12 protein-coding genes are annotated in these 16,252 nt (G+C 43.1%); 7 read left to right on the top strand and 5 right to left on the bottom strand.

Features of this window, described 5'->3' with window-relative positions:
• Positions 1-12: 12 nt before the first annotated feature.
• Positions 13-1,968, bottom strand: coding sequence for a diguanylate cyclase domain-containing protein (locus tag VA249_RS17510; RefSeq protein WP_221072048.1), 1,956 nt, complete (start codon positions 1,966-1,968; stop codon positions 13-15).
• Between the two features lie 291 nt (positions 1,969-2,259).
• Here VA249_RS17510 and VA249_RS17505 point away from each other — a divergent pair, with 291 nt between their 5' ends.
• Genes VA249_RS17505 through VA249_RS17495 form a run of 3 tightly spaced genes read left to right on the top strand, consistent with a single transcriptional unit; the run spans position 2,260 to position 4,630 of the window.
• Positions 2,260-3,015 (top strand): 5-oxoprolinase subunit PxpA, encoded by a 756-nt coding sequence (locus VA249_RS17505; RefSeq protein WP_221072036.1) that lies wholly within the window; start codon positions 2,260-2,262, stop codon positions 3,013-3,015.
• On the top strand, positions 3,015-3,698 hold the full coding sequence (locus tag VA249_RS17500; RefSeq protein WP_221072035.1) for a 5-oxoprolinase subunit B family protein: 684 nt from the start codon (positions 3,015-3,017) through the stop codon (positions 3,696-3,698). Before VA249_RS17505 ends, VA249_RS17500 begins: the two co-directional genes overlap by 1 nt.
• Positions 3,695-4,630 (top strand): 5-oxoprolinase subunit C family protein, encoded by a 936-nt coding sequence (locus VA249_RS17495; protein ID WP_221072033.1) that lies wholly within the window; start codon positions 3,695-3,697, stop codon positions 4,628-4,630. Before VA249_RS17500 ends, VA249_RS17495 begins: the two co-directional genes overlap by 4 nt.
• Before the next feature lie 69 nt (positions 4,631-4,699).
• Here the strand turns inward: VA249_RS17495 and VA249_RS17490 are convergent, their stop codons facing one another.
• The 3 genes from VA249_RS17490 to VA249_RS17480 all read right to left on the bottom strand — a co-directional run bounded on the left by VA249_RS17490 (position 4,700) and on the right by VA249_RS17480 (position 9,635).
• The gene (locus VA249_RS17490) at positions 4,700-6,133 is read right to left on the bottom strand and encodes an FAD-dependent oxidoreductase (protein ID WP_221072031.1); all 1,434 of its coding nucleotides are present in this window, start codon (positions 6,131-6,133) and stop codon (positions 4,700-4,702) included.
• A 353-nt stretch (positions 6,134-6,486) separates the two neighbouring features.
• Positions 6,487-8,943, bottom strand: a complete 2,457-nt coding sequence (locus VA249_RS17485) for an ABC transporter permease (RefSeq protein ID WP_221072030.1) — start codon at positions 8,941-8,943, stop codon at positions 6,487-6,489.
• Positions 8,934-9,635: an ABC transporter ATP-binding protein gene (locus tag VA249_RS17480; RefSeq protein ID WP_221072029.1), complete on the bottom strand. Its 702-nt coding sequence runs from the start codon at positions 9,633-9,635 to the stop codon at positions 8,934-8,936. Before VA249_RS17480 ends, VA249_RS17485 begins: the two co-directional genes overlap by 10 nt.
• Here VA249_RS17480 and tesA point away from each other — a divergent pair.
• The 4 genes from tesA (at position 9,634) to VA249_RS17460 (ending at position 15,406) form a co-directional block, all read left to right on the top strand.
• Positions 9,634-10,236: a multifunctional acyl-CoA thioesterase I/protease I/lysophospholipase L1 gene (gene tesA / locus VA249_RS17475; RefSeq protein ID WP_221072028.1), complete on the top strand. Its 603-nt coding sequence runs from the start codon at positions 9,634-9,636 to the stop codon at positions 10,234-10,236. The genes VA249_RS17480 and tesA overlap by 2 nt on opposite strands.
• A gap of 83 nt (positions 10,237-10,319) precedes the next feature.
• Positions 10,320-11,519: an enoyl-ACP reductase FabV gene (gene fabV / locus VA249_RS17470; RefSeq protein ID WP_221072027.1), complete on the top strand. Its 1,200-nt coding sequence runs from the start codon at positions 10,320-10,322 to the stop codon at positions 11,517-11,519.
• A 248-nt stretch (positions 11,520-11,767) separates the two neighbouring features.
• The gene (locus VA249_RS17465; protein ID WP_221072026.1) at positions 11,768-13,678 is read left to right on the top strand and encodes a bifunctional diguanylate cyclase/phosphodiesterase; all 1,911 of its coding nucleotides are present in this window, start codon (positions 11,768-11,770) and stop codon (positions 13,676-13,678) included.
• A gap of 72 nt (positions 13,679-13,750) precedes the next feature.
• Positions 13,751-15,406, top strand: coding sequence for an ABC-ATPase domain-containing protein (locus VA249_RS17460; protein ID WP_221072025.1), 1,656 nt, complete (start codon positions 13,751-13,753; stop codon positions 15,404-15,406).
• Positions 15,407-15,503: 97 nt separating this feature from the next.
• Here VA249_RS17460 and VA249_RS17455 read toward each other — a convergent pair whose 3' ends face one another.
• Positions 15,504-16,124, bottom strand: coding sequence for a DNA-J related domain-containing protein (locus VA249_RS17455; protein WP_221072024.1), 621 nt, complete (start codon positions 16,122-16,124; stop codon positions 15,504-15,506).
• Positions 16,125-16,252 lie beyond the last annotated feature (128 nt).

The raw sequence follows: 16,252 nt of genomic DNA, 5'->3' as shown, positions 1-16,252 counted from the left end.
TAACGTCGATTTTTAAACTGTCTGATCGGATTCACATCCGATCACGATAATTTGGCCTTTTCCGGCTTTCTTTGCTTGATACATCGCGGTATCGGCGTTTTTTAATATTGCCGTTGGGTCTCTTTCATCAATGCTGACAAGTTTTGCTCCAATACTCACACCAACAGCCATTGAAGCACCTCGATATGAGATAGGTTGGCAAATGACATCAAGCAAACGTTTAGCGATGCGAGTGACTTCTTCCGAATTGATGGATTTTACGATCATCACAAATTCATCACCTGCCAACCTTGCGCTTAAATCACCGTAGCGTGACACGTCATTCATACGACTTGCGACCTGCTTTAACACTTCATCGCCAGCATCATGACCGTAACTGTCATTGATTCCTTTAAAACCATCAAGATCTAAATAAAGAACTGCAAACTCATCTCGCAAGTAAGACGACATCGTTACCAACTTATCAAGTTCCAAGTGAAATTTGGTTCGATTAGCAAGTCCAGTTAACTCATCATGATGAGTGAGATATTCTAATCGTTCCATTTCTTTCGCATTCGATAAGTCGGTAAGAATAATCACAAGATCGTATGCATGCTTATCTTCACTTCTTGCGATACGGTTTACTTTGACAAACATGGGGATTAGCACGCCATTGTGATTTTTTTCAATCATTTCGCCTTGCCACATACCGTAATTATCGATGGATTCCACAATGGTCGGCATGATGAATTCGAGTCGTTTCCATGGAATCATTTTCATGAAAGATCGACCAACCAGCTGGTCCGCTTCTCCAATAAACTTGGTGACGGCCGGATTTGCCATTGTAATAATGCCTTTATTATTAAGCACAATGAGTCCATCTTGGCTGTGCTCAAAAACACGCCCAGCAACACGTTGACGATTAATGGCTTCTTCGACCTCTGTGATGTCTTGAATAGTAAACAGCAAATACCCCTGTTTTGTTAAACGTCGACTCGAGAGGCTAAGTTGCTGTTCTGTATTCTCACTTTCAATATGAATGTCATCGTATTCCAACCCTCTAGATAAAAGAAGGCTCATCTGAATCGGCGGCTTTAATTTGATGAAGTGACAGATATTCTGCTCGCCTAGATTATTTCTATCAATATCAAACAATTTCTGTGCTAACCAGTTACAACGAATGATACGGCCACTATTATCAGTGATGACCAGTGCGTTAGGAATAGTGTCAAACAAATCGAGTGCAAATAGGCTTTGCTGCTCTAATGTTTCTAATCGTGCTTGTAAGTGTTTTTCTTTGTTTTGTCGTTTACCAGCCGTCAAATTAAACAGCGATAAAGTACGACTGAGCTCATCGCTGCCCTTAGGTTCCGGCTTATTTTTAATGTCGAAACCATCAGAAAAATCTTGTAATGACCGATCCAACCGAGCAATTGGTCGCATGATTTTTCTTTCAATACAAAAACATAGCGTCACACTAACTGTAATTAACAAGATCGCAAAGAGCGGTATTTTAGACCCGATATCAATTATCGCGTGCATTACTAGATCTTTAGATAAAGTGAGATGAACTGTGCCTAGTCGTTCTTCTTGGTAAATAATCGGTTCAAATATGGACCAGTACTGCTGTGTGACTTTGTCAATGTATTGGTGAATTCTTGTCGAGGTTTCGTTGAATGTATCAGACGACTCAACGCTCTCATGTGCCAAAGAGACAATGGGATGATTTCCCTTGTTATACAGTTTAACGCTCGATACATTAGGCTGTGTAAGGAAAGGCTTAAACAGACGATGAACTTCTTGCTTGTCGTTAGATACGAGTGCCGATGTGATAGATTGCGCGTGTTCATTTATGTGTGATTGAACGTGCGCAGACAATGAGTTTTTGATTGACTCATTGTTAGCGTGGAATGTGTAAGCTTGATTAGCAACAAAGACGAACGCCATTGAAACGAAGATTGGCCATATTAGCTTTGCTCTTAAAGACATATGTTTCCTTGTTGCACAGTGACCATACAAAAAGTATTGCTATGCAAGCTATCTCATTGGTAAGGGGTTAGATTAACATGAGACAGAGTGAAATGAAGCTTAAATTCTCATTAATGGGAATGTAATTGCATGATTTTGTATAATTTTCGTCACATATCAAACTTGCAAATGCGTATTCATTTTGATGGAGGCGACATACACCAGTTAGCCAGTACAAATAATGAGCTTTGTCACTGAAATGCATCTCCTTTTCTTGCATGTTAATTATGGGATCAACAGCAGAACTAATTTATGCCACTGAATAAACAACAACTAACATTGAATTGCGATATGGGCGAAAGCTTTGGTGCTTGGAAAATGGGCGCGGACGACAAGGTCATACCATATATCGACATGGCCAACATTGCATGTGGATTTCATGCATCCGATCCTCGTGTTATGCACGATACGATTGCGTTAGCAAACCAAAATGACGTCGAAATTGGTGCTCACCCTAGCTACCCTGATTTACAAGGATTCGGGCGTCGAAGCATTAAGATGAACAACGATGACATAACCAATATGATCATCTATCAAGTTGGGGCTTTACAGGCACTTTGTCGCGCTCAATATACCGATATTGGCTATGTAAAACCTCATGGTGCGTTGTACAACGACATGATGATGAATGACTCGGTTTTTCGTGCGGTGGTTAAAGCGGTTGCTCTGTTTAAAGTTCCGTTAATGATTCTTGCTTCTCAAGAAAACGATAAATATTTAGAAATCGCAGATGACTTTGATGTCCCTCTGTTATTTGAAGCATTCGCAGATCGTCTGTATCAGGATAATGGCTTATTAACGCCTAGAAGCCAGCCTAATGCTGTACTAAGCAGTGAACATGCTATTTTGGAGCAAGTAAAAATGCTTGCTGAATCTGGGCGAGTCAAAACAGCCTCTGGTAAGTACATTCTTCTAGAAGCTGATACTATTTGTGTGCACGGAGATAATGATGACGCAATTGCGCTAATTCAAAGTATTCGTAGGAACTTATATACCGGGGGAAGTTAATGAAACAAGGGCAGTTTTCTATCTCACTTATCTCTGAATGCAGTATTTTCGTTCGGTTTGATGAAAGTGTATCGATTGAGCATGTTGGTGAGCTTGCGCATCAGATAAACGACACGTTCAATACGTGCATCATGAATGTAACCCCTGCTTATCGGACCGTATTAATAGATTACCTGCCTTTCAGAGTTTCTGAACATCAACTTCTTACCCAACTGCAACAATTACTCCAAGCGTTTGATGTTCAGTCTTTAGACAACAAACAACCTAATTATGTCTCAATTCCTGTTTACTATTCGGAAGAAACGGCTCTAGACATCAAGCGCTATATCGATAAAGGGATAACTCTCGATTTACTTATTGAAGCTCATACCAAGCCAGTTTACACCGTTTCCGCGATTGGGTTCTCACCTGGTTTTGCTTTTCTTTCTAACGTCGAGGCTGAGCTACAAATGCCTCGACGTAAAACGCCCAGAACACATGTCCCCGCTGGCAGCGTTGGCATAGCTGATGCCAAAACCGCAGTCTACCCATCAGAAAGTCCTGGGGGGTGGAATATCATTGGCCGAAGCCCAATTCATTTTTTTTCTGATAGCCCTCCTTTTATCCCCTTCGAGGTAGGTGACAAGGTCACGTTTGGTGCAATATCCAAACAAGAATTTATCAATCTGGGGGGAGAGTTATGAAGCGAGGCACATTGTTGGTTAAAAAGCCCGGCCCTCTGTCGTTAGTTCAGGACTTTGGGCGGTTTGGTTTGTCTCATATTGGCGTCACACAAGGTGGCCCCGTTGACGATTACGCTTACAGTTGGTCGAATCATTTACTTTCAAACCCTGTAGGCAGTGCCGTGATTGAAATAACATTCGGTAATACGAGCTTTCAGGCATTGGAAGATTGCCATTTAGCAGTTTGTGGTGGTGACTTAAACGCATCAGTGAATGGCAAGGTGATACCAAATTGGTCTGATTTTACCTTGTTACGGGGCCAAACATTGCAATTTGGTTCACCAAAGAACGGATTACGAGCGTACCTCGCGGTCAAAGGTGGCTTTATTGTTCATTCCCATTTAGGTAGCGTTTCTACCGTGGTACGTGAATCATTAGGTGGTTTAACTCAAAATGGCCAGCCTCTACAAACTGGAGATAGGCTTTCTTTTCCGGCCCATTCTTTGCCGCGGTCGAAATCGCGGCAAATGACATTTCGTTTTAAGCCTGACTATAATTTACCGATCACGTTACGTGTTATTGAAAGTTACCAATGTGATGACTTTGACGACGCCGCGAAACACACCTTTTACTCCTCTTGTTTTGATGTTTCAGTAAATTCTGATCGAATGGGATATCGACTAGAGGGAACGCCTATTGCAGTCCCCTACACTCGCATGTTATCTGAGGGGGTCGCATTAGGTGCTATTCAACTTCCAAGCGATGGTAATCCGATCATTTTACTCAATGATCATCAAACCATTGGAGGCTACCCTAAATTGGGCTGCGTTGCGCGTATCGATTTACCAAGGCTAGCACAAGCAAAACCCGGTCAAAAGGTGCGTTTTGTGAAAGGTGATCGAAAAGGCTTACAAGATGTGTGGTGCCAGTGGGCTCAGTTTTTTGGCTATTGAGCCCATTTAGGTAAACCACATCATCGTGGTTTACACGGCTATTGGTTCGGTTCGCTTATGGTGAAGTCATTACATACCGTAACGTATCGCAAGGGCGCTAGGATAGCCGCGCTCGTGCGCTAATGACTTAGCGTACTCCTCAATTTGTGCATCACTCCAATGAACAGTGATAGGATGCTGGTCTTCAACGTTGTGGTTTGGTTCAATATTAAACCAACACTTTGCCATCTTCTGAGCGGCTAACAAGGTCGATGAGGCTTTAACGACTTCAATACGAGCGTAATGATTATCTTCAAACGTAACATCAGCCGCACGTAACACGGGATCGATCCCTGGTATTTGCTGCGCCCCAAACAGTGCTTTGCCGCCTTTCACGGCAGTGTGGTAATTAGGAACAAACTGTGACATATGATGAATGGCGTTGTAGGTGCGTTCTTCTAAGATTTCTTCTCGCCAGCCTTGACGAATTTTAGCGAGTAATCTTGTTGGCAACTGTGGCTGAGCAGAGACCTTAGTGCTACCGACTAAACCATCATCAAACAGCGTAATACCCTTAGTCATCCCGTGTAGCTGGAAATAGCCATCACCATAAGGCGTTAACTGTGCCATTCCTTTATCCGTACCACGAGGGCCATGGAAAATCACTTCAGGCCATTTTTGATGACACTCTTGCCAGCGAGTAACGTAAGCCGCTTTAAATTCTACAAGGCGATCACGCGAAACCCCTACGGAGTCATCCATATAGCCCGTTTCAAAACCACATGCGTTCACTAGGTAATCACAAGCTAACTTGCACTCCTGATCATCATGTTGATAACTCAGCTGCCAAGAAGAACCATCCCAAAATGCTTTTTTAAGCTCAGCTTGTGTGATGACTTCGACATTCGGGAGTGATGCTAAGGTCATGTTTGCGATGGCGGCTAAACGAAAAACACTCCATCCATATTCTTGAACGGCTACCACCGGGTACTTCAGCGTGTTTAGATCCGCATGCTGAGCGAAAGGAATGCACCACTCATCGATGCTCTGCGGAAACTCAGGTTGGGTTTTTGTCGCTAACTCTTCAAGCTCCTCTTGCGAATACAACTTAAAGTAGTGTTCTGGTTCGCCAAGAACTTTGTTTCGCTCGTCACTCTTTACCAGTGATTGATAAGCAGATTTGATCACCTCAAGGCGTGGTAATAACGCCATTGGGTCTCCTCCATCAGAATGAGGAACGGCAATAATAGTCGGACGAATATTCAATGAATTTGGATACAAACGAATTGTATCAATCGATTGAGTAAGTAAATCTAAGCATTGTTGCTCAGAAATTTCACGATATAGGTTGCCACCCGCATGCAAATGACAAATTGGCGGCCCATTAACCAACGAAACGCCTTTCTCAATAACAGACACGCTAAAGCCTAGCTCTGCAAAGTGAATAGCGGCGGTTGAACCTGCAACACCCCCACCTATGATGGCAATGTGTTTATCTTTACGATTTTGAAACTCAGACTTCATGGCTTCACTGAAAGTTTTATAAGGGAAAATCTTTATATTTCCGAATTCTACTCGGGTTTTATCATGATTAAAATCACAAAAAGTTCATGGGATTACATGAGGTACACTCCAGCCCTAATATTCTCAATTTGGAACTCAAATTTTCGAAAAAAATGCTTGACGAGGCTATTGGTGAGACGCGTTTTTTAACTTGTGTGAATAACATCTTTCCGCTATCACCCACGGCACAAAGCCTGCGGAAATCCCCCTCATTTGAACCCATCCAGTTATCCATAAAGTTATCCACCGTTTTTGTGGATAACTGGAATAAAACTGTCATGAGGGGGTGTGCTACGTGCTGAATAGCTTTTCGTTTAAGTGCTTACTGGCGTTAACAATCTTTTCAGAAGACTCATTACAACGAGTGCAAGTACCGCAAACGTTGCCGTTGGTAAAGCTATCCACAATTCCGGATGAATTTGCGGTTTAAGATCGAAGCCATACGTCATCACCGCGGCCACACACAACTCAGCGGCCAATGCAGCAACGCCACTGGCAACAAACGCCATAATGCCGTATTCCGCCCACAATGTGGTATTGATTCGTTTTTTGCTCGAACCTAATGTTCGATATAGACGAATTTCTTGCTGACGTTGAGAAAGGCTTAAACGTAGCAGTGTGAATATTAATAAAAGCCCTGCTACCACCCCCAACAGAGCAAGAATGGTAATGGCAGACACAATCTGTTGGATAAGCGCTTGGATTTTGTCACCCATTGTGCGGATATCGAGCACTGAAACGGTCGGATGCGCGCGCGACATTGAGGTAAGTAATGCTTCATTATCTTCATTGATTCGATAACTGATCAAATAAGACCCCGGTAGACTTGCCATGACATCGGATGAAAAGATGAAATAGAAGTTCGGTTTCATATCACGCCATTCCACATGGCGAATACTGTCAACGATAGCATCAAAGTTTTGGCTATTAATAACAAATCGCAGCGTGTCGCCGAGTTGGATATCTAAATCAGAGGCAACTTGCGCTTCCACGGAAACACTCACCTTATTGGTCCAATCCCCCTCGAGTATGTCATTGTACTCGGGTAACGTATCACCCCAAGTGAGGTTCAGTTCTCTTCGAATGGCATCTGATCCATCACCAGCAAACTCCATCTCTTTGACGTTTTGACCGTTAATTTCCGCGAGTCGACCTCTAATGATTGGAAATGCTTGTGACCTTGTCACGCCATTAGCATCAAGTGTTTCTAAATAGCTTGCCAATTCATAGTCAGCAATGTTTAACGCAAAAACATTAGGCGCATCGGCAGGAAGTGTTCTTGACCAATCCGCCAAGATATCGCTACGAACCAACCAGATGATTGACAGTAACATAAGTGAAAGTGACAGAGCACCAAACTGCAATCCACTGGTTACCGGTGTTCTATTTATTCGACTGAGCGCCAATTTCATAGCTGGACGAGTTGAGATATTTGCGAGAAACTTGGTTATCAACACACTGACAACAGCAAGCAAAACAAATAATGCAGCAATCGCAGCAAGGACAATCCAGACCAAGGTGTTGTTCGCGTATAACACGAGAAGTGGTATCAACGGAACCAACACCAATACCATGTGCTTCCAAGAGCGATGACTACTACCTTGTTGCAGTACTTCCAATGCTGGCGTCTTGATAAGACCGAGTAATGGAATCCCTAGCGCTGGCACAGTAATTAACAATGCTGAAACCACCGACGTTAAAAATGGAGTGACGCCGTAACTAGGTAGCGGATTAGGTAATAAATCTGATAAAGGAATCCTCAACAAATACTCAAGCCCGCTACCTAACAGAAGCCCAACTGCACTGGCACTAACTAGAAGAATAGACACTTGAATTACAAGCCATTTTTCTATCCAACGACGACTGGCTCCGAGACTTTTTAACATAGCAATGGTTTGTGTACGGCTGTTCACATAATTCTGACAAGTCAAAACCAGTGTCGTTGCAGCCATAATAATCACAATCGCGACCGTTAAAGACAGATATTGAGTCGTACGCTCAAATACTTCATTGCTACGGCTTGCTGTATCTTGAGTTCTCCAACGATCACTGGGTGATAGCTCTGTACTTTCTTGAAGTTGGCTTATCGCCCCATCGTCCCCTTTAAGAAAAAGGCGATATTGTACTCGGCTACCAACTTGAATCGCGCCGGTTTTTGCCACGTCGCTTTGGTGAATATATGCCGATGGCATTTGTTGGAAAGGATTAAAGCTTAGGCCTGGTTCCATCAGAACCGCCCCCGACACAGTAAAGTCAGCATCACCAATGGTGACAACGTCACCCCTTTCCACATCAAGTTGAGCCATGATGCGCTCATCCAACCAAAGTTGAGACGCTTGAATTGGTCCGGATTCACTGTTTTCTAATACCAATTCCCCCATCAATGGATATTGTTCATCCACTGCTCGAACGGAAATCAGTTGCATCCCCGTATCGCTAAATGCCATCGTAGCAAAGCGCGTCATGGTCGCACGCTCTAATTTGTCTGTTGCTGACAACAACGACTCTGGAATTGGATTCGCGGAGACAAACACCGCGTCGGCCGTCAGTGCATCTTTACCTTGCTTAACGATGACTTGCTCCATGCGCTCTGCGAGTGCTGATAGCGCAAAGATACTGGCAATCACCAAGATCAAAGCAACACTGATAGGCCAAAGGTTTCCTTGACGTATTTCACCAAAGCTCCAACGGACCAAGCTCTTATTTGGTGAGTGATTCTGTGTAGGGTCGGCTGAGCGGGAATTCGTTTCACTTGAAGAGATCACGGACATGTTACCTCCTCATGGATCTCCCCTGCTTCCATCCGATATACCCGATCACAGCGACTGGCTAAGTGGCGGTCATGTGTTACTAAGATCAAGGTTGTTCCGTGTTCTTCATTTAGCTCGAACAACAATTCTATGACCTTGTCAGCCGTCTGGTGATCTAAGTTGCCTGTTGGCTCATCTGCAAAAAGCAGTTCTGGTTGCGTCATAAATGCTCGGGCAAGTGCTACTCGCTGCTGTTCTCCCCCAGAGAGCTGGCTGGGTAAGTGATCCAACCGGTTTTCTAACCCTACGGCCGTCAATAATTGTGTCGCTCTTGCATCATTTTCAGCTTCCCCCCTTAATAGGCAAGGAAGAGTGACATTTCGTAAAGCGCTTAAACTCGGGATAAGGAGGAAGCTTTGAAAAACAAATCCAAGAGATTCAGCTCGAATCTTTGCTCTCGCTTCGTCGTCCAATTTAGAAAGCTCATGGCCTAGCAACGTAATTTCGCCGGAGGTCGGTACGTCTAAACCTGCGAGCAAGGTCATTAATGTTGATTTACCGGCACCTGACGTGCCAACAATGGCAATTTTTTCACCCTTTCTTATGTCAACATTTACATTTTTTAGGATTGTTAATTGCTCTTGATTAGTAGAGACTTGTTTTGAAACCACATTAGCTTGAACAATGGGTGCATTAAGTACAGGTGTTTGCATGATTCGTTTACTTTCCTTAGTTCTTTTTCTTTGTCTTTCCGTTACCGCGCATGCGAACGAAAAGTTACTTGTTTTAGGCGACAGCTTAAGCGCTGGTTATCAAATGCCAATTGAGGAGAGTTGGCCTAGCTTACTCCCTGATGCGTTATTAGAACATGGCCAAGATGTAAAAGTTGTAAACGGAAGCATCTCTGGCGACACAACAGGAAATGGGCTAGCTCGTCTTCCACAACTGCTAGAGCAACATACGCCTGATATGGTTTTAATCGAGCTCGGTGCAAATGACGGCTTGCGAGGCTTCCCTCCAACACTTATTACGTCGAATCTTTCAAAAATGATTACTATGATCAAAGATTCTGGTGCCGAAGTCGTCATGATGCAAATTCGTGTTCCACCCAATTACGGCAAACGCTATAGCGACATGTTCTATGATATTTATCCTAAACTGGCTGAGCATCAACAAGTCGCGCTGATGCCATTCTTTCTTGAACATATCATCATAAAACCGGAATGGATGATGGATGATGGCCTACATCCAAAGCCAGAAGCCCAACCATACATCGCTGACTTTATTGCTCAAGAATTGCTTAAACATCTCTAATTTTACTGGTCTAGCTCAATAAGTTTTACCAAACTTTACGTTAACCTTATCTGAATCTTATTCACCAAGGTTAGATAATAAAAATGCAAATAGAACCGTTAATTCAAGGTGTTGTCGCTCGTTCAGCACATCCGTATGGGTGCCGAGCTTCCATTAAAGAGCAAATTGACTACGTTAAACAGGCGCCACAGATTAAACAAGGCCCAAAACGAGTGTTGATTATTGGAGCTTCCTCCGGTTTTGGCTTAGCCGCTCGTATTGCCCTTACATTTGGTGGAGCAGAAGCTGACACAATTGGTGTTTCGTTTGAAAGAGGGCCATCAGATAAAGGCGTTGGCAGTGCTGGTTGGTACAACAACATTTATTTTAAGGATGAAGCGACTCACCACGGACGAACCGCGATTAATATCGTCGGCGATGCTTTTTCGAATACTGTACGTACCCAAGTTATCGAAGCCATTGAAACCTACTTTGAGGGTGAAGTAGATTTAGTGATTTATAGCTTAGCGACGGGCGTTCGTCCTAATCCTGATTCTGAAGAGCTTTGGCGTAGTGTTATCAAACCGATTGGTGAATCCGTTACCGGTGCATCCATCATGCTTGAAAACGACCAATGGGTTGAATCAACGCTTGAGCCTGCCAATGAAAACGAAGCCGATGCGACAATTAAAGTAATGGGCGGCGGTGATTGGGAAAGTTGGATTGATACCTTAATTAACGCTGAGTCTTTAGCTGAGGGATGTAAGACGATTGCTTTTTCTTATATGGGACCAGAAGTCACCCATCCTATCTACCTAGATGGCACTCTTGGTCGTGCTAAGGTTGATTTGCACCAAACCAGCCATGCGCTTAACCTCAAACTAGCAAACTTTAATGGTGGTGCTTACGCTACCGTTTGTAAGGCGCTAGTCACCAAAGCAAGTGTGTTTATCCCTACATTGAGCCCATACTTAATCGCTCTCTATCGCGTTATGAAAGAGAAAGGTACTCATGAGCGATGCATCGAACAAATGCAGCGTTTGTTTACGACTAAACTATACGGCCAAAGCAAAGTCCCCGTGGATGGTGAACGCCTGATTCGTATTGACGACTTAGAATTAGATCCTGAAGCACAACAAAAGGTCTCTGAATTACTAGAGCAAATGAACGCGGGTAACTTTAAAGAACTGGGTGACTACGCTGGTTTTAAAGATGAGTTTATGAAACTAAACGGTTTCAACTTTGCAGATGTCGATTACGCACAAGACATCTCGTTAAAAGCACTAAAAAGACTGAAACCTTAATAAAAGTAAACTGTGCTAAACATGATTCGAAGTTATATAGTGTGAAGTGTGGCGTCTCATCTTAGAGAACATGTTAAATAAATGTAAGTCCAGAGCGGTTTTCTGGGCTTTTTTTTTATCTCAGAATTCCCTAACTCTATAATTACTTAAGTTACGTACAAGTAATGGTGAGCATTTATCGTCCCTGTTTTTATGTCTTCACCAGGGTGAATCACAGGATGTGAAATGAAGGGAAAGGAAAATTTAAAATGGCAGCGTTTCAAACATTAGACTATGAGATACCCGCATCTATGCAGAAGAATTGGCAGAACATCGTCAATTTGATTGCACAAATCGCCGATGTCCCTACCAGTTTAATTATGCGCGTACATCAAAATCATATTGAAGTTAGCACATCCAGTGAAACAAATAACAACCCCTATCACGTTGGAGACAAAGAAGCACTCGGTCACGGGTTGTATTGTGAGCACGTCATTGAAAACAAACGCGAACTCATCGTAGTGAATGCACTGCCTGACAAAGTTTGGTGCAAGAATCCAGACATCAAATATGGCATGATTTCTTATTGTGGGTTGCCGCTTTATTGGCCGAATGGTGAAACATTTGGCACAATCTGCATGCTTGACTCTAAAGAAAATCATTATACGGATACCTATCGCCAATTGCTCAATACATTTAAAGATGCGATTGAGGCACAACTAGCCGTAGTCTTTCAACAACATAAACTCCTTCGGCTCAATAGCGAGCTTAAAAACCGGGTAGAAACTCGTACAACAGATCTCGCCCAGTTAAGCTATTCGTTAGATAAAGAAATTGATCGAAGAAAAGCGGCAGAACGCCAAGTCAGCTATCAAAAAACGCACGACCAAGGAACAGGGTTCTTGAATCGAGCAGCGTTAGAAAACGTCTTAGATGAAACGCTTGAATCGTTTGATCACAACACAGAAACGTTAGTCGTTATTGATGTAGGTTTTACTAATGCACGCAGCATTCAAACCAAATATGGTTTTGAGGCATTTGACCAAGTATTAAAAGAGTTTCGTTTTCGCTTAGGCCATAACGAATCGAATTATTTCGTAACGGGAAGACCGAGTTCTAACGATCTCGTTATTCTTATGTGGGGAGAAGAATTAGAATTAAAAGTCCAACATCTGATTGACGATATCTCACATGTGAGCCTTGGCAGCTTCCCGATAGATAATACCGAAGTACATTTGCATTCGTATATTGGGGTCGTGCAAGCCAAGCAAGGCTATCATGCAAAACAGCTGCTCCAAAATGCCTGTCATGCCATGCTACTTTGTAAAGAATCAGGTGAAACGAGCTGCTTTTTTAGTGACAACCATATTCACGATCTACATCATCACAATCAATTAGAAAGCTACCTGCTCCAAGCCGTTCGCAATGATGACTTAATGCTTTATTTCCAACCCAAGGTGTTACCTCACACGCACAAATGGATTGGCGCTGAAGCACTATTACGTTGGCGTCACCCAGTGCTCGGTGATATTTCTAATGAAGCTCTCATTCATATGGCGGAACAAAATGGATTGATTTTCGAAGTCGGTTCATTTGTTTTACGTACTGCGATAGATAAAGCAAAACAATGGTCTGAGATCATTGATAACTTTAGAATTGCCGTCAACGTATCTCCGATTCAATTACAAAACGTAAACTTTGCAGAACAAATTGAGCATCTGCTCGATAGCTTCCATTTACCCGCTAAGTTTCTTGAGTTGGAAGTCACGGAGAGCGCACTGATAGCAGACGAAGTTGTTGCTCGAAATACTTTGAATAAATTACACGACCTTGGCGTGACGTTGTCACTTGATGATTTTGGAACTGGCTATGCGTCATTTAGCTACTTGAAAAAGTACCCTTTTGACGCCATCAAAATTGATAAGAGTTTTGTGCATCAAATGGAAAAGTCTGACGATGACCGAGCTATCATCTGTTCCATTATTCACATCGCTAAGAAGTTGGACTTGCAAGTTGTTATAGAGGGCATTGAATCAACCCAACAAGAGCAATTTTTAATTGGTGAGGGATGTGACATTGGACAAGGTTTCTTATATGGAAAACCGATGTCCAGCAATGAATTTGAACAAAGTTTGTATAATCAAAACCTCTTAGGTGGTCAATACACCTATTCTTCATAAGCAATTTCTTTACTCTGCTTGCGGTGGTTTCTATAATCGCGACCCGCTTCTAATAAAAAGGCCAATATCTTCATGGATCAGTTGACTGCCACGCTAAAAAAAATCGAAAAGCAGAACTATCGTGCTTACCAACAAATCAAAGGTCAGTTCGACTTCGGTGATTTCAACCTGCATATCGATCACGTTCAAGGTGACCCGTACGCTTCACCTTCTCGTTTGCGTGCCACTCGAGCATGGTCATTAACCGGCCTTGAATGGTTAAAAGATGAATCTCCAGCATATCAACGTGCTGCGCGTGACTTTATTGCACGTAGTTTTGAACAGTTTGCGAAACAAGAAAACTCTGTATCTATCGCACTGAGCGGTCAAACGGTATTGGATAATACTGCGGTCGTATTTACTGAAGAAGGTATCGAACTGCGTTTTCGTGTGAATTTGCCAGCAGATGGTCGATCTGTTCTTGGTAAAAAGACCATCAATATCCTTACTTTCCATTTACCAAAGTTCATTCGCCGCGCGACACTTGAGCGTGAGTTGGATAAACAAGCAATGATTGAACACTGTCAGGTAATCGAAGACCAAGCGGCACTTCGAGAACAGTTAGAAGTGAATGGTTTAGTTGCGTTTGTAGCAAATGGCTGTGTTTTACCACGTATCGCAGGTAACTGTGATCTACCAATGAAAGATGCCGTTGAATTCAAGGCACCAGAGGCACTACAAGTAACACTGCACGCACCAAACAAAGGCCACATTACGGGTTTAGGCATTCCTAAAGGTATCACGTTGATTGTTGGCGGCGGTTTCCATGGTAAATCGACGCTTTTAAATGCCATTGAACGTTCGATTTATGACCACATTCCTGGTGATGGCCGTGAGTACATCGTTACAGACCATAATGCGATGAAGATCCGTGCGGAAGATGGTCGCTGCGTACACCATTTGAATCTGTCTAATTACATCAACCACTTACCAATGGGTAAAGATACGGCAGATTTCTCGACTCAAGACGCGTCGGGTTCTACCTCTCAGGCCGCATGGCTGCAAGAGTCTATCGAGGCAGGAGCAAGCTCTCTGCTGATCGATGAAGATACATCGGCAACCAACTTTATGATTCGCGATGAACGCATGCAAGCATTGGTTGCAAAAGGAGATGAGCCAATCACCCCGCTGGTTGATCGCATTGGACAATTACGAGACGAACTGGAGATTTCAACCATTATCGTTATGGGCGGCTCAGGTGATTACCTGGACGTTGCAAATACCGTTATCCAAATGCATGATTACCAAGCGGTTGATGTAACAGAAAAGGCAAAACAGGTCATTGCACAGCACCCTACTCAACGTCACAATGAATCGGAAGAAAGCCTAAAAACGTTCCGTCCACGCGCTCTAAACCGAGTTGCTCTGATGAACATTTTACTTGATGGAAAATTCCGAGTTAGCGCCAAAGGCAAAGATTCTCTACGTTTTGGTAAGGAGTTCGCTGATTTAAGTGCACTTGAGCAATTAGAGTCTGCGAGTGAAGTGAATACCATTGGCTGGTTATGGTTCCAATTAGCGCAGCTACCAGGATGGTGTGACAACCCAGCGAAAGAGATTGAGGAAATGCTGACGGGCGAATGGTACGCAAATCTACCTAAACAAGGTGATCTTGCGAAACCTCGTACGTTGGATGTGATGGCGGCACTAAACCGTATGCGTAAATCTCAGTTTAAACCAACCAACTGATTCCATCGTTCAAGAACCTAGACAATAAAGTAAGGCAGCGTTTCAGCGCTGCCTTTTTATTTTCAATCGCTTTCTACTTGAATTGTTTTCTACTTAGCTACCCGTTTCTTAATACGTTCCACGCATCACACAGCACACGAAAGCGTTCTGCATTGCCGTTTTCTCTATCTGGATGCCAACGTAGCGCTAATTTTCGCCATTGCTTACGAACCTCCACTCTTGTGGCATCACGCCCTAACTCAAACAAACTCAACGCTTTGGCTCTATCAAGACGAGAACTGGATGAGCCACCAATGAAGTTCTGATAGCGATTCCAAAAATCATTAAGCAATCGGCGTACTTCTGATTCATTGGCTTCATAATTACGCCAATCGAGGTAGTATTCTCGTAAAGGGTTTATCGTATCGATAGTATCGCAAGTAGCTTCCAATGAAGACATTAACACGATGTCCATTGCTTTAACTTGTAACCAACCGTCTGGATATAGAGTTTCTTGTAGTTGATAGAGCGCATTCATCAACAAGAAGTTACGCTTGAAGAGATCTTTATCCGGAGATGGATCTAATGGAGTAATGTAACCATGCTCACTCAATTCATGGGCCAGAGTATGCACCTTCCAACCTGAGGGTTTCTTTTTGAGAATGTCGAGAATCGGCCATAACAATGGGTTTTCCATATCATGATTACCGCGTTGGCAAATGTCATGTTGTTCGTCCATGCATCCTCTTTGTTTTCACGGTGTATTCTCTCTAGGCTGCCAATTTGTACAATAAACTAAATTTATACGATACACCTAAAAGACTGACAGTCATAAACCATCAGCTTTTCCTGTTTAAACTCGTTCCG

Origin of the sequence: Vibrio alfacsensis (assembly GCF_019670485.1) — a bacterium.
Taxonomy (GTDB): Bacteria; Pseudomonadota; Gammaproteobacteria; order Enterobacterales; family Vibrionaceae; genus Vibrio; species Vibrio alfacsensis.
This window is presented reverse-complemented; position numbering and strand designations above follow the sequence as displayed.